Source organism: Veronia nyctiphanis (assembly GCF_004116385.1).
Lineage (GTDB): Bacteria > Pseudomonadota > Gammaproteobacteria > Enterobacterales > Vibrionaceae > Veronia > Veronia nyctiphanis.
Map to the genome: position 1 here is coordinate 127,242 of NZ_PEIB01000007.1, position 21,563 is coordinate 148,804.

Consider the following 21,563-nt stretch of genomic DNA (forward strand, 5'->3'; position numbering starts at 1 on the left):
TGAGCAAGATATTCATGCCAACCTCAGCAATGGCGAGATAGAGACTAAGCCGTGTTTTACCGATAGAGCGGATCCCTGCATCCATGGTGACAACTGGAGCACCCAGTAAAATGGCAAAGGCCACATATTGCACATACGTTTCTGCCAGGGCTTTCGTCTCGCCCTTTACACCGTATAAATCAGCGAAGATGTTGGGAAAGAAAAAGGCAATACAGAAGATCACCGAAGCCAGTGCTAACGCGATAATCTGTCCGACGGCGAGATAACGCTTTATGCCCTCATGATCTTTGGCCCCCCAAAACTGCGCAACAAGAATGCCGACGCCGAGACCAAAGCCCCAGATAATGATACAGCTATAAATGAATACCCGAAGTCCGACACCGGACGCAGCCACTTCTGCGGTACCTAATTGGCTAACCATAATATTGTCGATAATACCAAGGCTGCTAAATAACATTTGTTGCAGGATCAAAGGAATGCCAAGTATAAAAACCTGACGGAGAAAGTGACTAAAACGGGCTTCTGTCATATTGGGCTTACTCAAAAAGGGTATGAACGCGTCTAGAGGAGTGATGTCGTGTCACAATTTTTTGGACAGACATGCTAGATATGACATCAGACTGAGGCCTTTGAAATCATCAAATACGTAATTTTCGACTCACCTCAAAGACTAGGCAACACAGCGCAATGCTTGGGATATGAATTGGCTCTTTTCGCCACTGAGGTAAAAGCAAGCATCAAGATTTGCCTCGGTAAAGCGGCTGTCTGCATCAGATGAAATGAAACCAAGTTGAGCAAGCATTGACTGCAGTTCCAGATACTCTGTCATATCGGTGAGTTCGACGATTCGATAGGCGACATTTGGATCGTCACCAAAGAGTGCAACGCGGTACATTGGTGCGTTTGGGATCCATGATGACAATGAAAGAAAGGCATCCTCAAGGTGTTTGTCTATCTTTGGGATCACTGGGTTTCCGGTTAAATAGCTACGCATAACTTTTTAGTTGTAAGAAAGAGTGGCGGCAAGGTAACAATAGAATGCAGGAGCGTCTGTGATACAGAGCGCGTTGACTAGCGTGTTTTTAAGTTATGGATGTCTGGTCACTTAGACAGTCAGAGATTTGACTTAAAAGGTAAAAGAAGCGGAACTCGCCTTTTTCACCTTTCTCATTATTTTGCCGTGGGAACATGACGGTAATTAATTATTGGTATGGCTACTTTTGGTTAACCGATAGGCCTGCGAGTCGAAATGATTGAGTAGCTGCTTCATTTTGAGGGTGCTCCAAGGGAAGCCAATACTGTTCTTTCCATTAGCATCGAGATAATAACTGGTGCAGCCACCCGTATTCCACACAGTTTTTTGCAGGTCGTGCTGTACTTTTTCGTTATAGGCTTTTTGTATGCTGGCAGAGACTTCCAACCTATCGATTTCGTTATTACGCATTTCTTCCAGTGCGCCCATGACATAGTTGAGCTGGGCTTCGATAACGATGAATGCCGAATTGTGTCCTATAGCAAGGTTAGGCCCCAGAATGACAAAACAGTTAGGGAAATCTGTGCAGGTTGTTCCTCTGTAAGCTTCTGGACTACCTTGCCAGATGTCGGCAAGTGTCTTACCACTCGCGCCGGTAATTTTATCTGCAACCGGGAGGTCACTGACGTAGAAGCCAGTACCGAGAATAATTACATCGACCTCTCTTTCCTCACCGTTAGTGCCGACGACAGTATTACCGCGGATTTCTTTCACGCCTGAATGAATGACATCAACATTGCTTTTGGCAATGGCGGGATAATACTCATTCGACAACAAAACCCTTTTGCACCCCATGATGTAACTTGGTGTGACCTTCTTTCTCAACTCAGGATCTTTGATATGCCGATTAATGTTGAATTTCGCGATGCGCTGAATTTGCTTCAAAATCGCAGGGCGACGAAAACCAATCCCGAATAACTCCATGCCGGAATAGAGCATTCCTCTGAATGCACTATAAAGTGGTTTAACAGCGAGGAGCATTTGCGCGAACTTAGGTACGCGGAGATTGGTTTTAGGCAGAATCCATTGTGGTGAGCGTTGGAATATATGCAACTCACTGACTTTATTCTGTATTTTGGGAACAAACTGAATCGCGGATGCACCTGTTCCGACAACGGCGACACGTTTACCGGTTAAGTCTACATCGTGCTGCCAACGGGAGCTGTGAAACACCTCGCCTTTAAAACTGTTGAGACCGGGAAGGTTTGGAATGATCGGCTCATGAAGATACCCGACACATGAGATAACTTTGTTTGCTTTATAGAGTCCTTCACTAGTGTGAACCCACCAGCATGTTTCTTCCTCGTTCCATTCCCCTTTCTGGACTTCTACGTTGAATTGGATGAAGTCTCGGACGTTGTGCTTTTTCACCGTATTTTGAACGTAACCGAGAATCTCCTTTTGCCCTGCGAAAATTCGGCTCCATGCGGGGTTAGGTTCAAAAGAGTAAGAGTATAGGGCGGAGGGAACATCACATTCACAGCCTGGATAGGTGTTGTCTCGCCAGGTACCACCGATATCACTGAACTTTTCCAAAATGACAAAGTCTGTCATTCCTGCATTTTGAAGTCTTATTGCAGCCCCAATGCCGGATATGCCTGACCCGATTATTAAGGTATCTATTTGACGAATCGTCTCTGTCATCTTGCCTAAGCTCCCTCTCATTTCGTTGCGATCGAAATATGCTGTTTTCTAAATGGTTTTTGATCGAGCGTGCCAATTACTTTCAGGTAGTGTGCACGGAGGAAAACTGCAGCTCTGCGCTAGCCGTTTAGTTTAGATAAGCCATTTTGAGGCAACTATATACGGCGAGTTTATTATTAATTTGCTGATAATTAATTCACATACCATCTGGTATGTCAAATTATTGACGGTTGCTGTGGGATGTTGGGTATACTGTCCGGATGGATATGCAAAACAAAAGGCAGGCAGCAAAAGCCGCAAGCAAGGAAGCGTTGATCAAGTCAGCGATGACACTCATCCCGATGAGAGGGCTGGATGTCAGCCTCGACGAGTTATGTGCTCACGCCGGATATTCGCGTGGTGCGTTTTACGTCCACTTTAAAACACGAGAAGATCTTCAACTCGAGCTGATGAGAAGAGAAGGAAATGCGTGGCTGGATGCCTTGTTTGGCTCTGGCCCACTGAGGAATGAGGAAGATCTTAATCGCTTGATCATGAGGTTTGTGACTGATTTGAAGAGTGGCACCTATCCGATCACAAAAGACTCCGGTTTCAGGCCTTATCAGTTGCTGGACATGTGTTGCCGTTCAGAGCGGCTGAAAGAGGCGTATCTTGAACTTGTTCAGCAAAGTGTTGTTCGTCTCCGCGATATTGTAGTGATGAGTCAGCAACAGGGCTACTTGAGTAAACGCCTTGACGCAGAGCAGGTTGCTTCGTTACTTCTTCTGCTCTCCGTGGGAGCCCACACCATGTACGATCTGGATTACCCCATTGACTTTGCTAATGGCTCGAAAACGCTTATTCAACTTCTGCAAAATATCGAACGTTGATAGGGAAGAGCGCTGAGGGTGTTTCAGGAAAAATCAGTGCGTACCGACCTCGATGACGTCATGACGCCACATTTCTTTACTCGCAGCGAACTTACCATGTTGAGGTGATGCATAAACTTTCTCTATGAGCAGCGCCATACTGCCCACAGAGGAACGTAGAGAGGCTGCATGATCAGTATCGAGGCTGGCCACACACACTCGATAACTGTGAAGTGATACATCAGGGATGCACTGTGACGCAATAAGTGTTTTAAGCGGTAAGTTGAGTTGTTCGTCCTCAATCATCGTTAGGCGTTCAGGCATGATGATATTGACGGTTCTGGCAACCGGACGTCCTTCAAGACTCAAAATCTGCTCAGTCTTGATCACCTCACTGAAAGGAGGCAGGCCAAGTAATAACGCTGCGCTTTTGTCAGCCATCAGCGTTGCGTGTTTGAGTAGCGCTATTTTCCCGTCTCGCGAAGACAACTCACATAGGGTTAACTGGTCGGGGTCAGAATCCGGGGTATACTTGAGCGGACGTTGTGAGATAAACCAGCCCCGTCTGTCCTCCCGATAAATAATACCGTCAGCTTCGAGCAAAGACAGTGCTTCTCTCAGAGTGACTCGAGTTGTTCGAAAGGTATCAGCTAACTTTCTCTCTGATGGCAGTTTTGATCCTGCTTCTAGAGTGCCTGAATTGACTTGTTCAGCGATGGCGTCTCGGATTTTTATGTACTGCAAAACGTACCCGTATCTTTATATAAAGTTCGACTGTCTTCGGTTTTTCACTCACCAGCGGTGTAAATACATCAAGCCAGAGGCGATATTCAGTATATCAGGAGGTCATCGCCTGCATAGACGTGATCAACGTTATTGAGACTGTTTTGTATCAGGCGATACCTGTAAAGGCTGACTCAGTTTACATTGACAATAATCTTCCCATAGCACTGCCCTAGTTGAAGTTGTTGCAGCCCATCTTTGAGTTGTTCAAAGGAGAGGGTGCTACCTATATTCGCTTGGATTTTTCCTGAGGCAAGCTCAGTTAATAGGCTGTGGCAGTTATCAATCATTTCTTCCACATGCTCTTTTAAACCGTGAGCATAAACACCACTCAGGGCTATTTCGTGGATAGTCAGTCCTCGCATCGCTGCGATCACGGGTATTTCTGACAAAGATTCAGAAATTGAAACCATTTGGCCGTTGTATTTTAGCAGGGATGAAAAGGCACCCGCTTTTTTTGATGCAACACAATCTATCAAGCATCGGCCATCGCCCCTTCGGTCGCTTGCATGACTGCCATTGCTATATTGTCGTTCCGGTAATCCAGCGTGATGTCTGCACCAAGGCTTAACATTCTGTCGAGGTGCTTTTTCTCATCAATACCAATTACTGTTAGACCAGCCGCTTTAGCGAGTTGAATAAGATATCCTCCTACGCCTCCCGCAGCACCATTGATAACCAGAGAGCTGCCCGCGCTGAGGCAAAGCTTTTTGTGCAGTGTTTGCCATGCGGTGAGGCCTGATGAGGTGATTGCCGCTGCTGAACCAAAATCGACGCCATCGGGGATACGTGCCAGATGATGTTGGTTAACTGCAATCTTTTCGGCAAAGGCCCCAGCTCTCCTTGGGTCGGCAAAACAACAAACACGGTCACCGACCGTGAAGTGCTTGACGGCATCGCCGCACTCGGTGACTGTGCCCGCGAAATCTGTGCCTAGTGTTTTCGGGTAATCCCAGGTGGCGTATCCCCAGTTTGCCAGTTTGAAGTCAAATGGATTAAGTGCAACGGCCTCGACGTTGATCAGAACATCTTGGCTACTGACTTCCGGAGGTGGTGTGTCGACTAAGTGGAGTTGTTCCAAACCAGAGGGCGAGGTGATTTGCCATGCTTTCATTTTCAGCTCCTGATGGTGGACTCTGAATGTGTTGTAAGTTGGCGTTACTTGGTTGTGAAGCTAAGTATGTTCTCAAACTACTTTTTAAAGACCAGTCTCTTTTAGCAGAGACCGATCATCAGCTTAGTATGTCTGGGACTGCTAATATTGACTCGAATTATAGACGTTCAGAAAGATAAGCATCGTAGTCAGGGATAATGATGTCAGTAGCTTGTGACATCAGTGGTGAATTAATCATAAAATCAGCGCTTGCACGGTTAACGGCAACAGGAATATTCCATACCGCAGCGATTCGAAGTAATGCCTTTACATCTGGGTCGTGCGGAACCGCGGTCAACGGGTCCCAAAAGAACACCATGGCGTCTATTTTCTTTTCACTAATCATCGCGCCGAGTTGTTGATCGCCGCCGAGCGGACCGCTCATCATCGGACTGACTCCAACGATGTAGATTTAGCAATCATATTGCCAGTGGTACCCGTCCCGTATAAATGGTGCCCCGTGAGGTGTTTTTCATTGTTTTTAACCCATTCAAGCAAGTCTTGTTTACAGTTATCGTGGGCAACCAATGCAATGTGTTTGTCCCTGCCAAGTGTTCTAACCGTTGATTTCATTATTCTTTTCCCGTGAATTTTTGCGGTTTTTTTGTCAGCACTGACAATATCATGTTCCACTTCTATTTACGCTACCCGGTATATCGATGGTGCGCCCTTTTCGAAGCGTTTAGCGAATTTAGTACAGTGAGTGCCCTTTTTTCCATTGACAAAATGAGAATATCAAGGCGTTTATCTGCCTAAATATGTGACAAAAAAACAAATATGACTAACAAAAGCAGGCGTCAAAATGAAACCCTGTCTTAGAACGAAGACTCTGTATGAGAAGTTTATCCGTTAGCCTATTTTCACATACGAAATATAAGCAGAGACAACTAATATGATGTCGAGGGTTATCGGAGTGGCTCGTAAGTAAAAGTGGCGACAACGATAACGCAGCATTGTTGAGCAGAGGTAGCAACCCCCGGCTTAAGGGGGCATTGAATCACGGAGGGATTTGTTGTGTGGGTAACTCTCGATTTCGAATCTTCTGGCCTTTCTGACGAATCATATCCAATTGAAGTCGGTTACAGTCTTCCTGACGGAACCAGTTACAGCTTACTCATCGATCCCCACTCATCTGCTGAGCAGTGGGTGTCTTGGGACCAAAATCTTGAAGAATATGAGCATGGAATCAGCCGTTCTGAGCTCGAGACCAGAGGTTTGCCTGTTCAGAAAGTATGCCGACATCTGAATGAGAATCTGTTTTGTTATGACCATATTCTTTGTGATAGCCAATGGGATTTATTCTGGCTGGGGAGACTTTACCGAGCTGCGCACATGCGACCGTCATTTACGCTCAAAGAGGTTGGCCACTGGTTGAATGGGTTTGATGGGGTGTGCAGAGAAGACTTTGCGTCCGCAATATCTAACCTAACCTTTATCCATCGCGCAGAGCCAGATGCGAAATGTATACGACGGGCATTGTCGTCTGTGCTTTCGTAAACGTGGAGAAAAACTGCGACTTTTAAGTTTTGTTGTCACAAGCGTACTGTTTGTCATGTGCGGGTTCCGCTATTCTTGTTGTAAATACCCCATCTTACAGACAGACAATTGATTACACGCAACACACTCAGAATTGCACAATACAATGTCGCAATGACTTCTCCCCGGGCGCAGTCTGTCAGTGACAGGCTACGTGATGGAAGTGACAACGCACTCAGGCGTATTTCCAGCGTTATTGCAGCCGTAGATCCAGACATTCTTCTTCTTTGTGAATTTGACCAGAGTGGCGACGGTATTGATAACGGTGATGTAACAGCATTTATTCAAAACTTTCTCATACCTGCTGGTGGCAGTGATTATAAGTACCATTGTCAGGTTGGTGTTAATACTGGTCTTCCCTATAAGAGAAAGGGCAAGCCAGATATTTCGAACAAACCAGACATGGCGCAGGGTTTTGGCTTTCATCATGGCCAATATGGCTTTGCCTTACTGAGCCGTTTCCCCATAGAAAAAAGCCAGCTTCGAACCTGGCAGCAATTTCACTGGAAAGATATGCCAGAGAACAAGATGCCGGAGGGTACTACCCCGCATGGATTCAACAACAACAACGCCTCTCGTCAAAAAGTCATGCGTTGATGCCCGTTCTGGTCGGTGGGCAACGCATCAATATTCTGGCTTGTCACCCAACGCCACCTGTGTTTGATGGAAAGGAAAAAAGAAACCTCAGGCGGAATGCCGACGAACTCAGGCTTTTGAGGGATATTGTTGATGGTGCCGACTATCTGAGCGATGACGCAGGCAGCAATGAACCGTTAGAAGACGCTTTTATTATTATCGGCGACCTGAATGCTGATAATCGTTATGGAGACGGCGACCGCGATGAAATACAAAAGCTGCTGACTCACCCTCGTATTCATCCCTCTACATCGACGGGTTCCCTGATACCGTTTAGCAAACATGGCTCAAAAATGGGCAAAATCGTAAAAGGTAATCGCTTTGCCACTCATGAGTCAGGCTTGCGGCTAGACTATGTACTACCGTCAAAAGAGCTTGAACCTTTTGCCAGCAGCGTGATTTGTACTGTTGATGATCTGGAACACATAAAAAGTTGTGATTCAAATATGGAAAATATGTCGTGTTTTGGATCAGATCATCGTCTTGTAATGGTTGATGTGGTGCTGAAAAGTGGTGACATAAGATGACGACTTTGTGATCAGAATACAAACTATTCAACAACGTTCATCTCTTGGGAAAAAATATAGGCACAATATGCGTCGATTAAGGCTAGCGAGCGCTAGCCTTTCGATTTGGTGTGATTAGATAAACTTCTTACAGGGAGTCACAAGGATGAAAAAAATCACCACTTTGGCCGCAGCAGTGAGTCTGGGTCTTATGTCAGCAGCGGCGCATGCAGCGTACAAGCCGTCGATCATTTTTGATATGGGCGGTAAGTTTGACAAATCGTTTAACCAAGCTGCATATAACGGTGCTGAAGCATTCAAAAGTGAAACTGGCATCAAATATGGTGAGTTCGAAATCACCAATGAAGCCCAGCGCGAGCAAGCCATGCTGCGTATGGCGCAACGTGGTTACAACCCAATTGTTGCGGTAGGCTTTCAACAACAACCAATTGTTGAAAAAGTAGCGAAGCAATTCCCGAAAACTAACTTCGTCATTATTGATGCAGTCGTTGACCTTCCTAATGTTCGCTCAGTGGTATTTAAAGAGCACGAAGGGTCTTTCCTTGTTGGCGCATTGGCGGCAATGAAGAGTGAATCCGACAAAGTGGGTTTCATCGGCGGTATGGACATACCTCTGATCCGCAAATTCGCTTGTGGTTATGAGCAAGGTGCGAAGTATCAAAGCAGCGGCGCAACCGTTGTTCAAAACATGACAGGCAGCACGCCAGCGGCATGGAACAACCCGACCAAAGGTGCTGAACTGGCGAAATCGCAGTTCGACAAAGGCGTTGACGTTGTTTACGCAGCGGCGGGCGGTACTGGCGTAGGTGTTTATCAGGCAGCGGTTGACGGCAAAAAATACGCAATCGGTGTCGATTCTAACCAAAACTACCTGCATCCAGGCGTCATGCTTACCTCTATGGTTAAGCGTGTAGATGTCGCTGTCCAAAATGCGTTTAACGACGGTAAAGCGGGCAAGTTCACAACAGGTGTTCAGGCGCTTGGCCTCAAAGAGGGCGGTGTTGACTGGGCTCTGGATGAATATAACCGTAAGCTTGTTTCTGCTGATATGGAAGCGAAAGTGAAGCAAATCCGTGATGACATCATCAACGGTAAAATTGTTGTTCACGATTACTTCTCGAACAGTGCCTGTACGTACTAATCAGGCCTGACTCAATATGAAGAGCCAGCCTGATACAACATTGGGCTGGCTCTTTTTTTGCCTGAACAATCTGTGTTTTGGTTACACGAGATTGCAGTACGTGAAGAGAAAACAACAGGGAGTCGGTATGTCACACCCCGCTATCGCGTTGAGCGGCATTAACAAAAGCTTTGGTGCTGTACACGCGAATAAAAATATCAACTTCTCGGTAATGCCGGGAACCATTCATGGCATTGTTGGCGAAAACGGTGCCGGAAAATCAACCCTGATGTCTATTCTCTATGGCTTTTATCAGGCCGACTCTGGCGAGATAGCCATAGATGGGAAACCATTGCACATACAAAACTCTCAAGCCGCTATCGAAGCCGGGATTGGTATGGTTCATCAGCATTTCATGTTGGTAGAAACCTTTTCTGTACTTGAGAACGTGATGCTTGGTGCAGAAGGACACAGTTTGCTTGGCAATGCGAACAAGACCGCCCGCGCAGCACTCGAAGACATTGAGAACAAATATGGCTTACAGGTTGACCCTGACGCGATTGTCGGAGAACTGCCTGTCGGTATTCAGCAGCGCGTAGAAATCCTCAAAGCCCTTTACCGCGGTGCTCGAATCCTGATCCTCGATGAGCCAACTGGCGTGCTGACGCCACAGGAAATCGACCAGCTTTTCGATATTCTGCGCACTCTGAAAGAGCAGGGGGTGACCATCATTCTGATCACCCACAAGCTGCGTGAAATTATTTCGGTCACAGATACGGTTTCTGTTATGCGTCAGGGCGAGATGGTTGCGGAGCGTAAGACTTCTGAAACAACAGTCAACGACCTTGCTGAGCTGATGGTAGGAAGAAAAGTGCTGCTGCGTGTGGAGAAAGGCGAGGCGAACCCGGGTGAAACAACACTTAAGGTTGACGATCTCTGCTGGACGGATGAACGTGGTGTTCGTCGTCTGAAAAACCTCAATTTTTCTCTCAAAGCAGGTGAAATTCTGGGTGTTGCGGGAGTCTCCGGAAATGGTCAGTCTGAGCTACTTGAAGTGCTTTCCGGTGTTATTCGACCGCAGCAGGGCAGTTTTACGGTTACCAGCCAAAACAGCCCTCACGTATTTGGCGCCGACCGCGCGCGCGATGCCGCATTAATGCGTGAATTGAACATCGGCCATATTCCTGAAGACCGCCTGAAGCAGGGGTTGGTAAAAACTATGCCTGCATCAGAAAGTGCCATTCTTGGATTCCATCATGACAAAGCCTATGGCGATCTTTTGTTGAACCTCTCGGCAATTGATTCCGCGACCGCTGACATGATGGAGCACTACGATGTTCGTCCTCGGGACCCTTCCCTGAAGTCGGCCAATTTCTCTGGTGGTAACCAACAAAAACTCATCGTGGCACGTGAGATGTTGCGTGAACCAGAACTGATTCTTGTTGGCCAACCAACCCGAGGTGTCGATATCGGCGCGATTGAATTTATCCACAGTAATCTGGTGGCAGCCAGAGATCGCGGTGCTGCGGTGCTCTTGGTATCGACTGAGCTTGATGAAATTATGTCGCTATCAGATCGCATCATTGTCATGGTTGACGGTGAGATTTCAGGTGAAGTGGTCGCGAAGGATACAAACGAGCGGGAGCTGGGAATTTTGATGGCGAATGCGGCTGAAGATTCGCAGGCGCAGACGCAGGGAGGTTCTGCATGAGTCAATCTAATCAACATGTGCCGGGGTGGGTGAAGATATTTCTGGTACCCATGTTACAGCTCGCACTGGCACTGGTGGTATCGAGTTTGGTGGTATTACTGGTAGGTGAAAGCCCTATTGATGCGTTTGGTGTGATGATTAATGGCGCACTGAATCTCGAATACGGTGGCCTGCATAATACGCTCTATTACGCGACTAACTTTATCTTTACGGGGCTTGCCGTCGCAGTCGCTTTCCATGCTGGGCTTTTCAACATTGGTGGTGAAGGGCAGGCATATATTGCAGGTCTTGGTATCGGTATCTTGATGCTGTTGCTGGACGATGTGCTTTCGGTTTGGCTGATGGCACCACTAGCGATCATCATATCTGCGCTCTTTGGTGCGATATGGGGTGCGATACCTGGCTATTTGCAGGCCAAGCGCGGTTCTCACATTGTTGTGACCACCATAATGTTCAACTTTATCGCCTTCTCAGTGATGGGGTATGCCTTAGTTGAACACATTGCAAAATACGGCGGTAACTCAACGGATTCGCGTTATTTCAATGCAGAGGCCGTTTTCCCTAAATTTTATGAGTTGGCGTCAGAATGGGGGATGGAGTTACCTTTTTCATTACTGAACCTTCTGTGCTGGTTGCCTTGGTCGTTGCTTGGTTGGTGTGGCTTCTTCTGTTCAGAACCCGCCTTGGCTACGCAATCCGGGTTGTTGGCCAAAATGCAACGGCGGCCCGATATGCCGGTATTAATGCGCAGAAAATCATTATTATTGCAATGACGATCTCCGGTGCGCTGGCTGGCCTGATGGCCGTAAACGAAGTCTTTGGTGCACAAAACCGTCTGATACTTAACTTCACTGGAGGCTTCGGCTTTATCGGTATTGCAGTGGCACTGATGGGGCGAAATCATCCTGTCGGTATCATCATCGCGGCCCTGCTATTTGGCGCGTTGTATCAAGGCGGAACAGAATTACAGTTTGAAATGCCTAGCCTCAACCCAGAATTGATCATGGTCATTCAGGGGCTGGTGATTTTCTTCACGGGCTCAATGGACAGATTGATTCGTGAACCTGTTGAGAAGTGGTTTGTGAAGAAAAACCAAGCAGCTCAGGAGGTGAGTAATGGAACTGCTTAATTTGATATTGTCGACGACAGACTCAACCATTCGCCTTGCTGTGCCTCTGGTCTTTGCTGCCATGGCGGGTATTTTCTCTGAACGTTCAGGTGTCGTTGATATTGGCCTAGAAGGCAAAATGTTGATGGCGGCTTTTACCGCTGCTGCGGTTGCTCATGTAACGGGTAATCCGTGGTTAGGACTAGTCGCGGCCATTGGAAGTAGCATGCTTCTGGCACTGATCCATGGTTTCGCATCGATCACGCAGAAAGGCGACCAGATCATCTCTGGACTGGCCGTGAACTTCTTTGCCAGTGGGATGACAATAACGCTCGGCCATGCGTGGTTTAAGCGTGGTGGTCAGACACCGACCCTTCATAATGAGGAGCGTTTCTTGCCGTTAGAGTTACCGGGTGCAGATGCGATTGGCGAAGCAATACCTGTCCTCGGGCCGATCTATCGTGATGTAATTTCCGGGCATAACATACTGGTTTATTTATCGTTCTTTGCGGTGATCGGCACATGGTGGTTGTTGTTCCGTACCCGTTTTGGTTTGCGTTTGCGGGCTGTGGGGGAAGAGCCAGGCGCGATTGATACCGCAGGTATTTCAGTTATCTGGCTACGATACAGAGCGGTATTGATGGCGGGTTTGTTGTGTGGCTTGGCTGGTGCATACCTTTCAACCGCGCAAAATGCGGCATTTGGTAAAGAGATGACGGCGGGACAGGGCTATATCGCTCTTGCTGCAGTGATTTTCGGTAAATGGCAGCCTCGCAATGCGTTGTTGGCCTGTTTGCTGTTTGGCTTCCTCTCTGCGCTTGAAACGCGCATGCAGGGTGTAGAGATACCTCTGGTAGGTGTATTACCTACTCAGGTTTTCTCAGCATTGCCTTATGTGCTGACAGTCGTACTTTTGGCTGGCTTCATCGGCAAGGCAATAGCACCGAAAGCAATCGGCAAACCATATGTGAAAGAGCGATAACGCCTATTAGATTTGCAGTAAAAAGCCGACCCTTGGGTCGGCTTTTCTGTCTTACAGATTATTAGTCGGGCTAGTCATCGCCAATAAATCCACTGGTTTGACGACGCCAAAGTTGGGCATAGATACCTTCCTTATCAATCAACTCCTGATGTGTCCCTTGTTCAGCAATTTCGCCTTTGTCGAGGACAATCAGTCTGTCCATCGCGGCAATCGTCGATAGACGGTGCGCAATGGCTATAACCGTTTTTCCTTCCATTAATTCATAGAGACTTTCTTGAATCGCGGCTTCAACTTCGGAATCAAGCGCCGATGTTGCCTCATCCAAAATGAGTATTGGTGCATCTTTCAACAACACACGAGAGATAGCTACCCGCTGGCGCTGACCGCCAGATAACTTCACACCGCGCTCACCTACCATAGCGTCATAGGCGACGTTTCCGTAAGGATCAGAGAGCGTTTTAATGAAATCAGCTGCGTGCGCTTTTTCACTGGCGCGACGCATGGCTTCTTCAGATGCATCCGGATTACCGTAAAGAATGTTTTCACGTATCGAACGGTGGAGCAGGGACGTATCTTGCGTCACCATACCGATGTTGGCGCGTAATGAATCCTGAGTAACCTCAGACACATTTTGGCCATCTATTCGAATCTCGCCGCCTTCAACATCGTGAAAACGCATCAGGAGGTTTACAAGTGTTGACTTACCCGCGCCGGACCGTCCGACTAAGCCGATTTTCTCACCGGGTTTGATGTTCAGGTTGAGTTTCTCAATGACACTTTTTTGTTCGCCGTAGTGGAAACAGACATCACTGAAGGTTATCTCTCCTTTCTCAACACTGATTGGCTGAGCGCCTTTTTTATCTTCGATATCAACGGGCTTAGACAAGGTATTCATGCCGTCAACCACGGTGCCGAGGTTTTCAAACAGCCCACCAATTTCCCACATGATCCATTTCGACATTCCGTTGATGCGAAGCGCGAGGCTGACCGCAATCGCAATTGCGCCAATGCTGATTGCGCTGCCTAGCCACAGTGAGATAGAGACTGCTCCAATGGCGAAAACCAACACGTAGTTGATGGTGTCTACGCTCAGATTGAAGCCTGTTGCTAGTCGCATTTGGCGATGCACTGTATCGAGAAAAGAGTTCATGCCCTCTTCGGCATAAGCGGTCTCTCTCTCGGTATGAGAAAAGAGTTTCACTGTGGCGATGTTAGTGTAGCTGTCAACAATACGCCCTGTCATCATTGAACGCGCCTCGGCCTGCTCACTCGATACCGATTTCAGTTTAGGAACGAAATAAACCTGAATTGCAATGTAGGTCAACAGCCACAGCAGCATAGGGATCATCAGACGCCAATCAGATTGGCCGATGATCACTAACATGGATAGAAAATAGACCGAGATATAAACCGCCACATCGAGCAATTTCATTACGGTTTCACGCACTGACAACGATGTTTGCATCACCTTGGTGGCGATGCGCCCAGCAAAATCGTTTTGGTAAAAACTTACGCTTTGTCGCAGAAGATACCGGTGAGCCAACCAGCGAATCGACATAGGGTAATTACCCAGTAACGTCTGGTGTAGCAGCAAAGAGTGGAGTGCGATTAGAGCAGGCATCACAATCAAGATGAGTACGCTGATACCTATAAGTGTCATCCCTTCTTCCTGAAGGAAAGTATCTGGGTTGCTGTTTACCAGCCAATCTACCAGTTGTCCCATAAAACCGAACAGTGAGACTTCAACTATCGCAATCAAGGCTGTCAGTACTGACATCGCGATAAGAGGTACTTCAAAGCCCCGAGTATAGTGAAGGCAAAAAGCCAATAACCCAGAAGGTGGCTGTTCTGGTTTGTCGGGCGGAAAGGCGAGCGTCATACGCTCGAATAGCTTATAGATCATTTTGCTGTCCGAAAAAAGGAGGTGACACGTTGCGGCCTCCGGAAGGTTCAATTGTGTATTTTACGTTGCAAAACGATGAATTGGCACATTCGATAGCAGTTTTATTTTCCTCACTAAACGACAAAAGCCGACCTTAGGTCGGCTTTATCTCAGGTTAATTTAAATTAACCGCAAGTCTTGCTCCAGCTACCGTCACTTCCCGGTACAGAACTTGTCCACCAATTAGCTTGGTAAATTTTGCCTTCGTGGACCATCTTGTCGCCTGTCGCTGCATGGCTTGGGTTTCCTTCCCAGTCAGTCTGAGGCCAGTTCGGATAGACATTAATACCTGTGGTGTCACAGTCGCCGTTATCACCACCACCGTTGTCACCGCCGCCATTGCCGCCGTCCGTGATGTCACCAATTGGTAACTCTGGGTACTCAGAGGCAAATGCGTAGTCTTGACCATTTACGGTGACTGTGTAGTTCGCTGGACCAGAGATTGGCAGGTAGTACACCATATCCAGTACATAGCTTTCACCCGCAGCCAGTGATTTCCATGTTGGTAGGGAGAAGGCAAGACGATGCAGATTGCCTTGCAGACCACCAATATTGTCTGGGGCAGTATGCGCAGAAGCTATGACTTTCAAGCCGCTACCTGACTGGTCGTTCGCATTGTCAGGTGCAGACGTTGGCATATCAAACTGGAACTCCGTTCCACCCGGTATCGCCACTCCCGTATTGTTCGTGAAGGTTACTTTAGGGTTAAGCGGGTAGTTGTTGTCGCCCACTTTGAAACCGTCAAGGTCAACCGAGATATCGAGTGCTGTATCCGGCATTGGGATCTCAGCCAGTTTGCTGCCGTAAGGTGCTGCAGACTTAAACTTGTCATACATCGCCTTGGTCATGGTGTTACCCATGTGGTATTCACCGTTACCGCTCTTACATGCTGCTTCAGAGTCATCAATTTCGTTAGTTCGAACACCGTTGCTGTCGAACAGGTAGCAGTTATAGTCGCCAGCCAGTTCCCAGAACATGATACCGCCTATGCCCTGATCAACGACGTAGTCAGATTTCACATTGATTGATGCTTTGTCTTCCGTGGAAATGAAGACACTCTTCTCTGCATTCCAGAGCCATGGTGCGATCGCGACTGAATCGTAGTTACGTTCGTACGTCCCTTTCAGCTCGTGAGCAGGGTTGTTGGCAGGATCCAGGTTGTACGCGCTTGCGTAAGTGCCGTAGATGCCATTCTCAAGGTTTTTCGCATGCCACATTGGGTTTGAACCTGCACCCATTTCGTTGCCTTGCTCATCCTTGTCGTGCCACATGTTGTCGATACCGACTGCACCGAAACCACAGTTGTTCTTATCGCCTTCACCTGTGCCGTCTGGGCAAGATGCTTGGTCAGGAAGTGCGCGCTACCCCAAAGGCGTTTTCGCCGCCTTTCACTTCTTGCCAGCCACGGGTGTAGTAAGGAACACCGATGTTGATTCGACCTGCAGGCATTGAACCGCGGAAATAGTGGTATGCCCAGTCAGTATTCAAGTAACCGATACCGCCGTAAGCCGCTTCGTCATAGACTTTCCATGCTTCCAGTTCGGAGTCTTTACCCGTGTCATACAGTGCTGCGTTATGACCAACGTGGTCATTCCAAGCGCCGTGAAGGTCATAAGACATGATGTTGACGTAATCGAGGTACTTGTTGGCTTCCATGGTTTCCATGCCGCGCAACAGGTAGCCGGATGAAGGTGCAGCAATCGTCAACATGTAGTGCGTGCCGTCAGCAGCACTTGCTTTGTCGAGTTTCTCACGCAGAACACGCATCAGCTCATTGTACGAACGCATCAGATATGGACGGCGGGATTCAGCGAATTCCTTATCCATAGGGTTGCCTGCGCCAGACATGCTGGTTGGGTATTCATAGTCGATGTCAACACCGTCGAATTGATACTGGCGAATGAACTCAACTGCCGAGGTTGCGAACTTCTCAATACCTGCATGGTTGATGCTACCATCAGCATTCGTTGTCATGGTGTAGAAACCACCGTCGTTGACACGCTTGCCGTCAGTACCGAAGTGACCGCCTGTTTCAGCCCATCCGCCAATAGAGATAAGTGTTTTAACGTCATGACGTTTCTTGTAAGTTGCCAGAGCGCCAAGGTGACCTTTAAAGCCAAGTGCCGGGTCAATATCAACGCCAGGCCATGTTTTACCTACAGCAGCATTGCTTGGATCATTCACATCGCCAATGTTGACTTTGCCGTCTGAGCCGATGCTGACGAATGCATAGTTAATGTGAGTGAGCTGTTCCCAAGGAATGTCTTTAACCAGATAAGCAGCTTGGTCATCGTTACCTGCGCGCCAGCTGGTGAAGTAACCAATGATGCGACGTGGGTGGTCGGCACCCATCTTCTCTCGGCCGTCTTCGTCATAAATTGAACAGTATGGAACGTCAACACCCTCTGTCTTGTAAAGACCTTCTGGACGACAAGTCGCCGTCGTTGGTGTACCAACAACATCCAGGCTTACAAGCGCAGAATCAGCAGTATCGCCGTCATTGTCTGTGGCTTTTGCATATACAGACACTTGACCAGAGCCTACAGATGTCCAATCCAGTGAATATGGCGCTGTTGCTGCAGTTCCAACCAGTCGGCCAGCAACGTAGAAATCGACTTTATCTACTGTGCCATCTGAATCAGCAGCATCTGCTGTCAGCGTGACAACCTCACCCTCATTGACTGAAGTAGTAGAGACAGTCAGTGAAACAGTGGGTGGATCGTTAGGGTCGACAACATCACCTTCAACACTCACTGAAACAGAAGATTCAGCTTTTGCGCCGTCGTCATCTGTCGCAACAACCTTGATGACGTGGCTGCCCTCGGTCGCTGTCCATGATGAAGAGAAACCATTACTTGCATCGCTGTCTACGCTGACAGACTGGCCGTCAACAAAGAACTCAACGTCAGCGACTGTGCCATCCGCGTCTTTTGCCGTTGCGACAACAGAAACACTGTCACCGACTTTGAACTTAGCGCCAGATGCTGGGTTGCTAATCGATACCGTTGGTGCCTCGTTCGGCATGTCGTCTGTTTGGCAATCATCAACGACTTTCCAGACTTTCCAGTCGCCAGAGTTTTCGGCTGGACTATTGTTTTGCGTCCACCAACTGGCTTCAAACAAAACATTACTTTGCTGCGCCTGGTCGCCAGTGTTGTAAATCTTTTGCGCGTTCCACTCTTCGATGCCGCTACAGTCAGTGGCTGCCTGAGCTTGAAAGCTCATTGCACAGGCAATCGCGACAGCGGAGAGTGTAAAGCGTGTTGGGCTTCCCTTACCACTCAAAAAACGATCCATTGTGTTCCCCTTGTAAACAAGAAATTTTGTGGTCTTTGATGTTTCAAATGTAAAACTTATGTTGCGCTGCTAATAAAGTAATGAAGAAAAATGTTACTGGCTTGGTGCAAGGTCGGGTAGTTTGAGGTGACACTAAAAACTAGGTGTAATCAGTAGGAAACGATTGTTTTTATTCACAAAAATACTCTGTCCTAATGGTTAACATCTCCATTATTTGAGTGTTAACTCGAAAAAATAGGAAATCAATAAAATTGTCTACAATCACGTAAAAATATGGCAAAAATTATCTGATAAAGCGCCAGAGGATAATATAAGTGTCAACAATTGCTGGAAAGCGTGTTAATGGATGACAAGATAGCAGGTAAAGAAGCGGAACCTGTTGCCCGTGAGCCCACAAAATCAGACAACCTCACTGAGATGCTGATAGAAGCCATTATCTCGGGCGAGTTACTGTCTGGCAGTAAAATCTCAGAGCCAGAGCTGTCACGCAGATACAAGGTGAGTCGTGGCCCACTGCGTGAAGCGATGATGCGGATTGAAACACTCGGTTTAATCGAAAGAAGTCCGCATATTGGTGCCAGAGTTATCACCTTAAGTGAGACCCAGCTCAAAGAGATTTATTCTGTTCGTGAAGCATTAGAGGTGATGGCGGTCAGGCAGGCTTGCCAACACATCACCAGTGAAGAACTTCATTCGCTTAAAAAATTATTAACCACTCACCAGCAACATATCGTCGATGCCAAAGGTGCATCATACTTTCTACAGTCTGGTGATTTCGATTTTCATTATTGTGTGATCAAAGCGAGTAGAAACCAGAAACTCGTTTCTCTGCTTTGTGATGAGCTATACCACCTCATACGCATGTATCGCACGCAGTTTTCTCGTCTCCGTTCTTCACCTAAATCCGCACTGAAGGAGCACTTTCAGATTTTTGATGCGCTGTGCGAGCGTGATGAAGATTTAGCTGAAATGTTAATGAGAAGGCATATCCGGCGCAGCCAACACCTTGCGCAGGAGTTTTTGGTCAAAAATAAGGAGTGTCATTAATGAGTGCAGGGCAACGTTTTCGTCGAGCGGTAAGTGCGAATAACCCATTAAGTATTGTCGGGGCGGTGAATGCCTATTGTGCAATGATGGCAGAACAAACGGGGCATCAAGCCTTGTATCTCTCGGGGGCTGGTGTGGCAAATGCTTCCCATGGGATGCCAGATCTCGGTATGACAGGGTTACATGATGTTGTTGAAGATGCGCGAAGAATAACCGCCGCTTCTTCTTTGCCACTGCTTGTCGACATCGATACCGGTTTTGGTGGCGCATTTAACATTGCCAGAACAGTTCGCGAAATGGAGCGTGCCGGTGTTGCTGCGGTGCACATTGAGGACCAAGTTGGACAGAAGCGCTGTGGCCATAGACCAAATAAAGCCATCGTCACACAGGCTGAAATGGTTGATCGGGTGAAAGCAGCAGTTGATGCCCGAGTCGATGAGGAGTTCGTCATTATGGCGAGAACCGATGCGCTGGCAGTAGACGGCATGTCAGCTGCAATTGATCGTGCTCAGGCGTGCATTGAGGCCGGTGCTGACATGGTGTTTCCAGAGGCAGTGCGGACGTTAGACGAATATAAAACATTGAGTAACGCGTTGGATGTGCCAATTCTTGCCAATATTACCGAGTTTGGTCAGACCCCATTGTATTCGACATCAGAGCTCGCTGAGGTGGGTGTGGCAATGGCGCTTTATCCTTTGTCGGCATTCCGGGCGATGAATCAGGCGGCGCTCAATGTATATCAACATATTCTCTCGGATGGTCACCAAAAGGCTGTTGTTGATTCGATGCAAACCAGAGAAGAACTATATGCCTTCCTCGGTTATCACGAATTTGAACAAAAGCTGGATGCACTGTTTGAACAAGAAAAAAGAGGCCGTTAGAGCCTCTCAGAGCTAACTATTGACTTGAGTTATGTACCAAAAACGCTGGCTGAAAGTAACAACGAAAAGCTGATTTAACAGCCTGTATTGAAGGGAATATGCATCTGAAAGAGGAGGGGCCGACGATGACGGCGCAGTTAAACAACGATATACAGAAAGAGCTTGGTGGACAGGGCTTAAGAGGGCAGAGTGCGGGCGTGACTGCACTTTGCACAGTTGGGAAAACAGGAACAGGCTTAACGTACCGTGGTTACGACATTTCCGATTTGGCTGAATTTGCAACATTTGAAGAAGTTGCCTACCTCTTGCTTAAAGGGAAACTACCAACAAACACTGAGTTGGCGGATTATATTGATCGCCTTAATCAATTCAGAGGACTACCGGACCCGCTAAAAACGGTGTTGGAGCAGATCCCGGCAGATGCTCACCCAATGGATGTCATGCGAACGGGTTGCTCAGTGCTCGGCAATTTAGAGACAGAGTTGAGTTTTGAGCAACAGCAAGACAAAACAGACAGAATGCTCGCTGCGTTTCCTGCCATCATTTGCTATTGGTATCGCTTTAGTCATGATCAGGTAAGAATCGACACTGAAAGCTGTGAACAGCGATCAATCGGTGGATATTTCCTTGAAATGCTGACGGGAAAGCAGCCGTCTGAGCTTCACGTTCAGGTCATGCACTGCTCGTTGGTTCTCTACGCAGAGCATGAATTTAACGCATCGACATTTACTGCCCGAGTATGTGCTTCTACCTTATCTGACCTTCATTCTTGCATCACTGGTGCTATTGGGTCTCTTCGAGGCCCTCTTCACGGAGGCGCAAATGAGGCCGCGATGGATATGCTGTCGCAGTGGAAAACGCCGCAAGAAGCAGAAACGGAGATCCTCAAAATGCTGAAAGCCAAAGAGAAAATTATGGGCTTTGGGCATGCTATTTATCGAGAGTCAGATCCTCGCAATGCGGTGATCAAAAAATGGTCGAAGAAACTGGCTGAAAATGCCGATGATTCATGGCTTTTTGATGTGTCTGAACGAGTCGATGAAGTGATGTGGCGAGAAAAAAGACTGTTCCCAAATGCCGACTTTTATCATGCCTCGGCCTATCATTTCATGGGGATACCAACAAAACTATTCACCCCGATTTTTGTCATGAGCCGGCTAACAGGATGGGCCGCTCATGTCTTTGAGCAACGTGATAACAACAGGATAATCAGGCCAAGTGCAGACTATACAGGCCCTGAACACCAAGACTGGTTGCCGATAGATAAAAGAGCATAACAGCGCTATCAGAGTGGTAACTGCTGACACAGTCAAGG

The 21,563-nt window shown here is 47.6% G+C and carries 18 protein-coding genes and 3 pseudogenes; 12 read left to right on the top strand and 9 right to left on the bottom strand.

Annotated features, from left to right (window positions below):
• Positions 1 to 4: 4 nt before the first annotated feature.
• From CS022_RS26135 to CS022_RS08200, 3 genes and pseudogenes are all read right to left on the bottom strand, one after another.
• Positions 5 to 529 (bottom strand): annotated as a pseudogene (locus CS022_RS26135) (MATE family efflux transporter); the annotation flags it as partial.
• Between the two features lie 141 nt (positions 530 to 670).
• On the bottom strand, positions 671 to 967 hold the full coding sequence (locus tag CS022_RS08195) for a hypothetical protein (RefSeq protein WP_129121879.1): 297 nt from the start codon (positions 965 to 967) through the stop codon (positions 671 to 673).
• A 231-nt stretch (positions 968 to 1,198) separates the two neighbouring features.
• Positions 1,199 to 2,677, bottom strand: a complete 1,479-nt coding sequence (locus tag CS022_RS08200) for a flavin-containing monooxygenase (protein WP_129121880.1) — start codon at positions 2,675 to 2,677, stop codon at positions 1,199 to 1,201.
• A 266-nt stretch (positions 2,678 to 2,943) separates the two neighbouring features.
• Between CS022_RS08200 and CS022_RS08205 the strand changes: the two genes are divergently transcribed.
• Complete coding sequence (locus CS022_RS08205) at positions 2,944 to 3,546, top strand: TetR/AcrR family transcriptional regulator (protein WP_161569598.1); 603 nt, start codon at positions 2,944 to 2,946, stop codon at positions 3,544 to 3,546.
• 33 nt (positions 3,547 to 3,579) lie between these two features.
• Here the strand turns inward: CS022_RS08205 and CS022_RS08210 are convergent, their stop codons facing one another.
• The 4 genes and pseudogenes from CS022_RS08210 to CS022_RS08225 all read right to left on the bottom strand — a co-directional run bounded on the left by CS022_RS08210 (position 3,580) and on the right by CS022_RS08225 (position 6,034).
• Complete coding sequence (locus CS022_RS08210) at positions 3,580 to 4,269, bottom strand: GntR family transcriptional regulator (protein WP_129121882.1); 690 nt, start codon at positions 4,267 to 4,269, stop codon at positions 3,580 to 3,582.
• A gap of 173 nt (positions 4,270 to 4,442) precedes the next feature.
• Positions 4,443 to 4,787 carry a zinc-binding dehydrogenase gene (locus CS022_RS08215; RefSeq protein WP_129121883.1) on the bottom strand — a complete coding sequence of 115 codons (345 nt, stop codon included), beginning with the start codon at positions 4,785 to 4,787 and terminating at the stop codon, positions 4,443 to 4,445.
• A complete protein-coding gene (locus CS022_RS08220; RefSeq protein ID WP_129121884.1) occupies positions 4,784 to 5,422 on the bottom strand; it encodes an NADP-dependent oxidoreductase in 639 nt (212 codons plus the stop codon). Before CS022_RS08220 ends, CS022_RS08215 begins: the two co-directional genes overlap by 4 nt.
• Positions 5,423 to 5,579: 157 nt before the next feature.
• A pseudogene (locus CS022_RS08225) lies at positions 5,580 to 6,034 on the bottom strand (methylglyoxal synthase).
• A gap of 441 nt (positions 6,035 to 6,475) precedes the next feature.
• On the opposite strand from CS022_RS08225, the gene CS022_RS08230 reads away from it, so the two are divergent.
• From CS022_RS08230 to CS022_RS08260, 8 genes are all read left to right on the top strand, one after another.
• Positions 6,476 to 6,958, top strand: a complete 483-nt coding sequence (locus tag CS022_RS08230; RefSeq protein WP_129121885.1) for a hypothetical protein — start codon at positions 6,476 to 6,478, stop codon at positions 6,956 to 6,958.
• Positions 6,959 to 7,066: 108 nt separating this feature from the next.
• On the top strand, positions 7,067 to 7,594 hold the full coding sequence (locus CS022_RS08235) for an endonuclease/exonuclease/phosphatase family protein (protein ID WP_129121886.1): 528 nt from the start codon (positions 7,067 to 7,069) through the stop codon (positions 7,592 to 7,594).
• Positions 7,594 to 8,160 (top strand): endonuclease/exonuclease/phosphatase family protein, encoded by a 567-nt coding sequence (locus CS022_RS08240; protein WP_129121887.1) that lies wholly within the window; start codon positions 7,594 to 7,596, stop codon positions 8,158 to 8,160. Before CS022_RS08235 ends, CS022_RS08240 begins: the two co-directional genes overlap by 1 nt.
• 145 nt (positions 8,161 to 8,305) lie before the next feature.
• Positions 8,306 to 9,301, top strand: coding sequence for a BMP family lipoprotein (locus CS022_RS08245; protein ID WP_129121888.1), 996 nt, complete (start codon positions 8,306 to 8,308; stop codon positions 9,299 to 9,301).
• A 127-nt stretch (positions 9,302 to 9,428) separates the two neighbouring features.
• The gene (locus tag CS022_RS08250) at positions 9,429 to 10,991 is read left to right on the top strand and encodes an ABC transporter ATP-binding protein (RefSeq protein WP_129121889.1); all 1,563 of its coding nucleotides are present in this window, start codon (positions 9,429 to 9,431) and stop codon (positions 10,989 to 10,991) included.
• Positions 10,988 to 11,764 (top strand): ABC transporter permease, encoded by a 777-nt coding sequence (locus tag CS022_RS27240; protein WP_268967882.1) that lies wholly within the window; start codon positions 10,988 to 10,990, stop codon positions 11,762 to 11,764. Before CS022_RS08250 ends, CS022_RS27240 begins: the two co-directional genes overlap by 4 nt.
• Positions 11,647 to 12,120, top strand: coding sequence for an ABC transporter permease (locus CS022_RS27245; RefSeq protein WP_268967883.1), 474 nt, complete (start codon positions 11,647 to 11,649; stop codon positions 12,118 to 12,120). The genes CS022_RS27240 and CS022_RS27245 overlap by 118 nt, the downstream gene beginning before the upstream one ends.
• Positions 12,107 to 13,081, top strand: a complete 975-nt coding sequence (locus CS022_RS08260; protein ID WP_129121890.1) for an ABC transporter permease — start codon at positions 12,107 to 12,109, stop codon at positions 13,079 to 13,081. The genes CS022_RS27245 and CS022_RS08260 overlap by 14 nt, the downstream gene beginning before the upstream one ends.
• Before the next feature lie 70 nt (positions 13,082 to 13,151).
• Here CS022_RS08260 and CS022_RS08265 read toward each other — a convergent pair whose 3' ends face one another.
• Positions 13,152 to 14,984, bottom strand: a complete 1,833-nt coding sequence (locus tag CS022_RS08265; protein WP_129121891.1) for an ABC transporter ATP-binding protein — start codon at positions 14,982 to 14,984, stop codon at positions 13,152 to 13,154.
• Between the two features lie 164 nt (positions 14,985 to 15,148).
• A pseudogene (locus tag CS022_RS08270) lies at positions 15,149 to 18,320 on the bottom strand (chitinase C-terminal domain-containing protein).
• 342 nt (positions 18,321 to 18,662) lie between these two features.
• On the opposite strand from CS022_RS08270, the gene CS022_RS08275 reads away from it, so the two are divergent.
• The 3 genes from CS022_RS08275 (at position 18,663) to prpC (ending at position 21,525) form a co-directional block, all read left to right on the top strand.
• Positions 18,663 to 19,367 carry a GntR family transcriptional regulator gene (locus CS022_RS08275; protein ID WP_129121892.1) on the top strand — a complete coding sequence of 235 codons (705 nt, stop codon included), beginning with the start codon at positions 18,663 to 18,665 and terminating at the stop codon, positions 19,365 to 19,367.
• Entirely contained in the window at positions 19,367 to 20,248 is an 882-nt protein-coding gene (gene prpB, locus CS022_RS08280; protein WP_129121893.1) for a methylisocitrate lyase, read from the top strand. The genes CS022_RS08275 and prpB overlap by 1 nt, the downstream gene beginning before the upstream one ends.
• A 125-nt stretch (positions 20,249 to 20,373) precedes the next feature.
• A complete protein-coding gene (gene prpC, locus CS022_RS08285) occupies positions 20,374 to 21,525 on the top strand; it encodes a bifunctional 2-methylcitrate synthase/citrate synthase (protein WP_129121894.1) in 1,152 nt (383 codons plus the stop codon).
• Positions 21,526 to 21,563 lie beyond the last annotated feature (38 nt).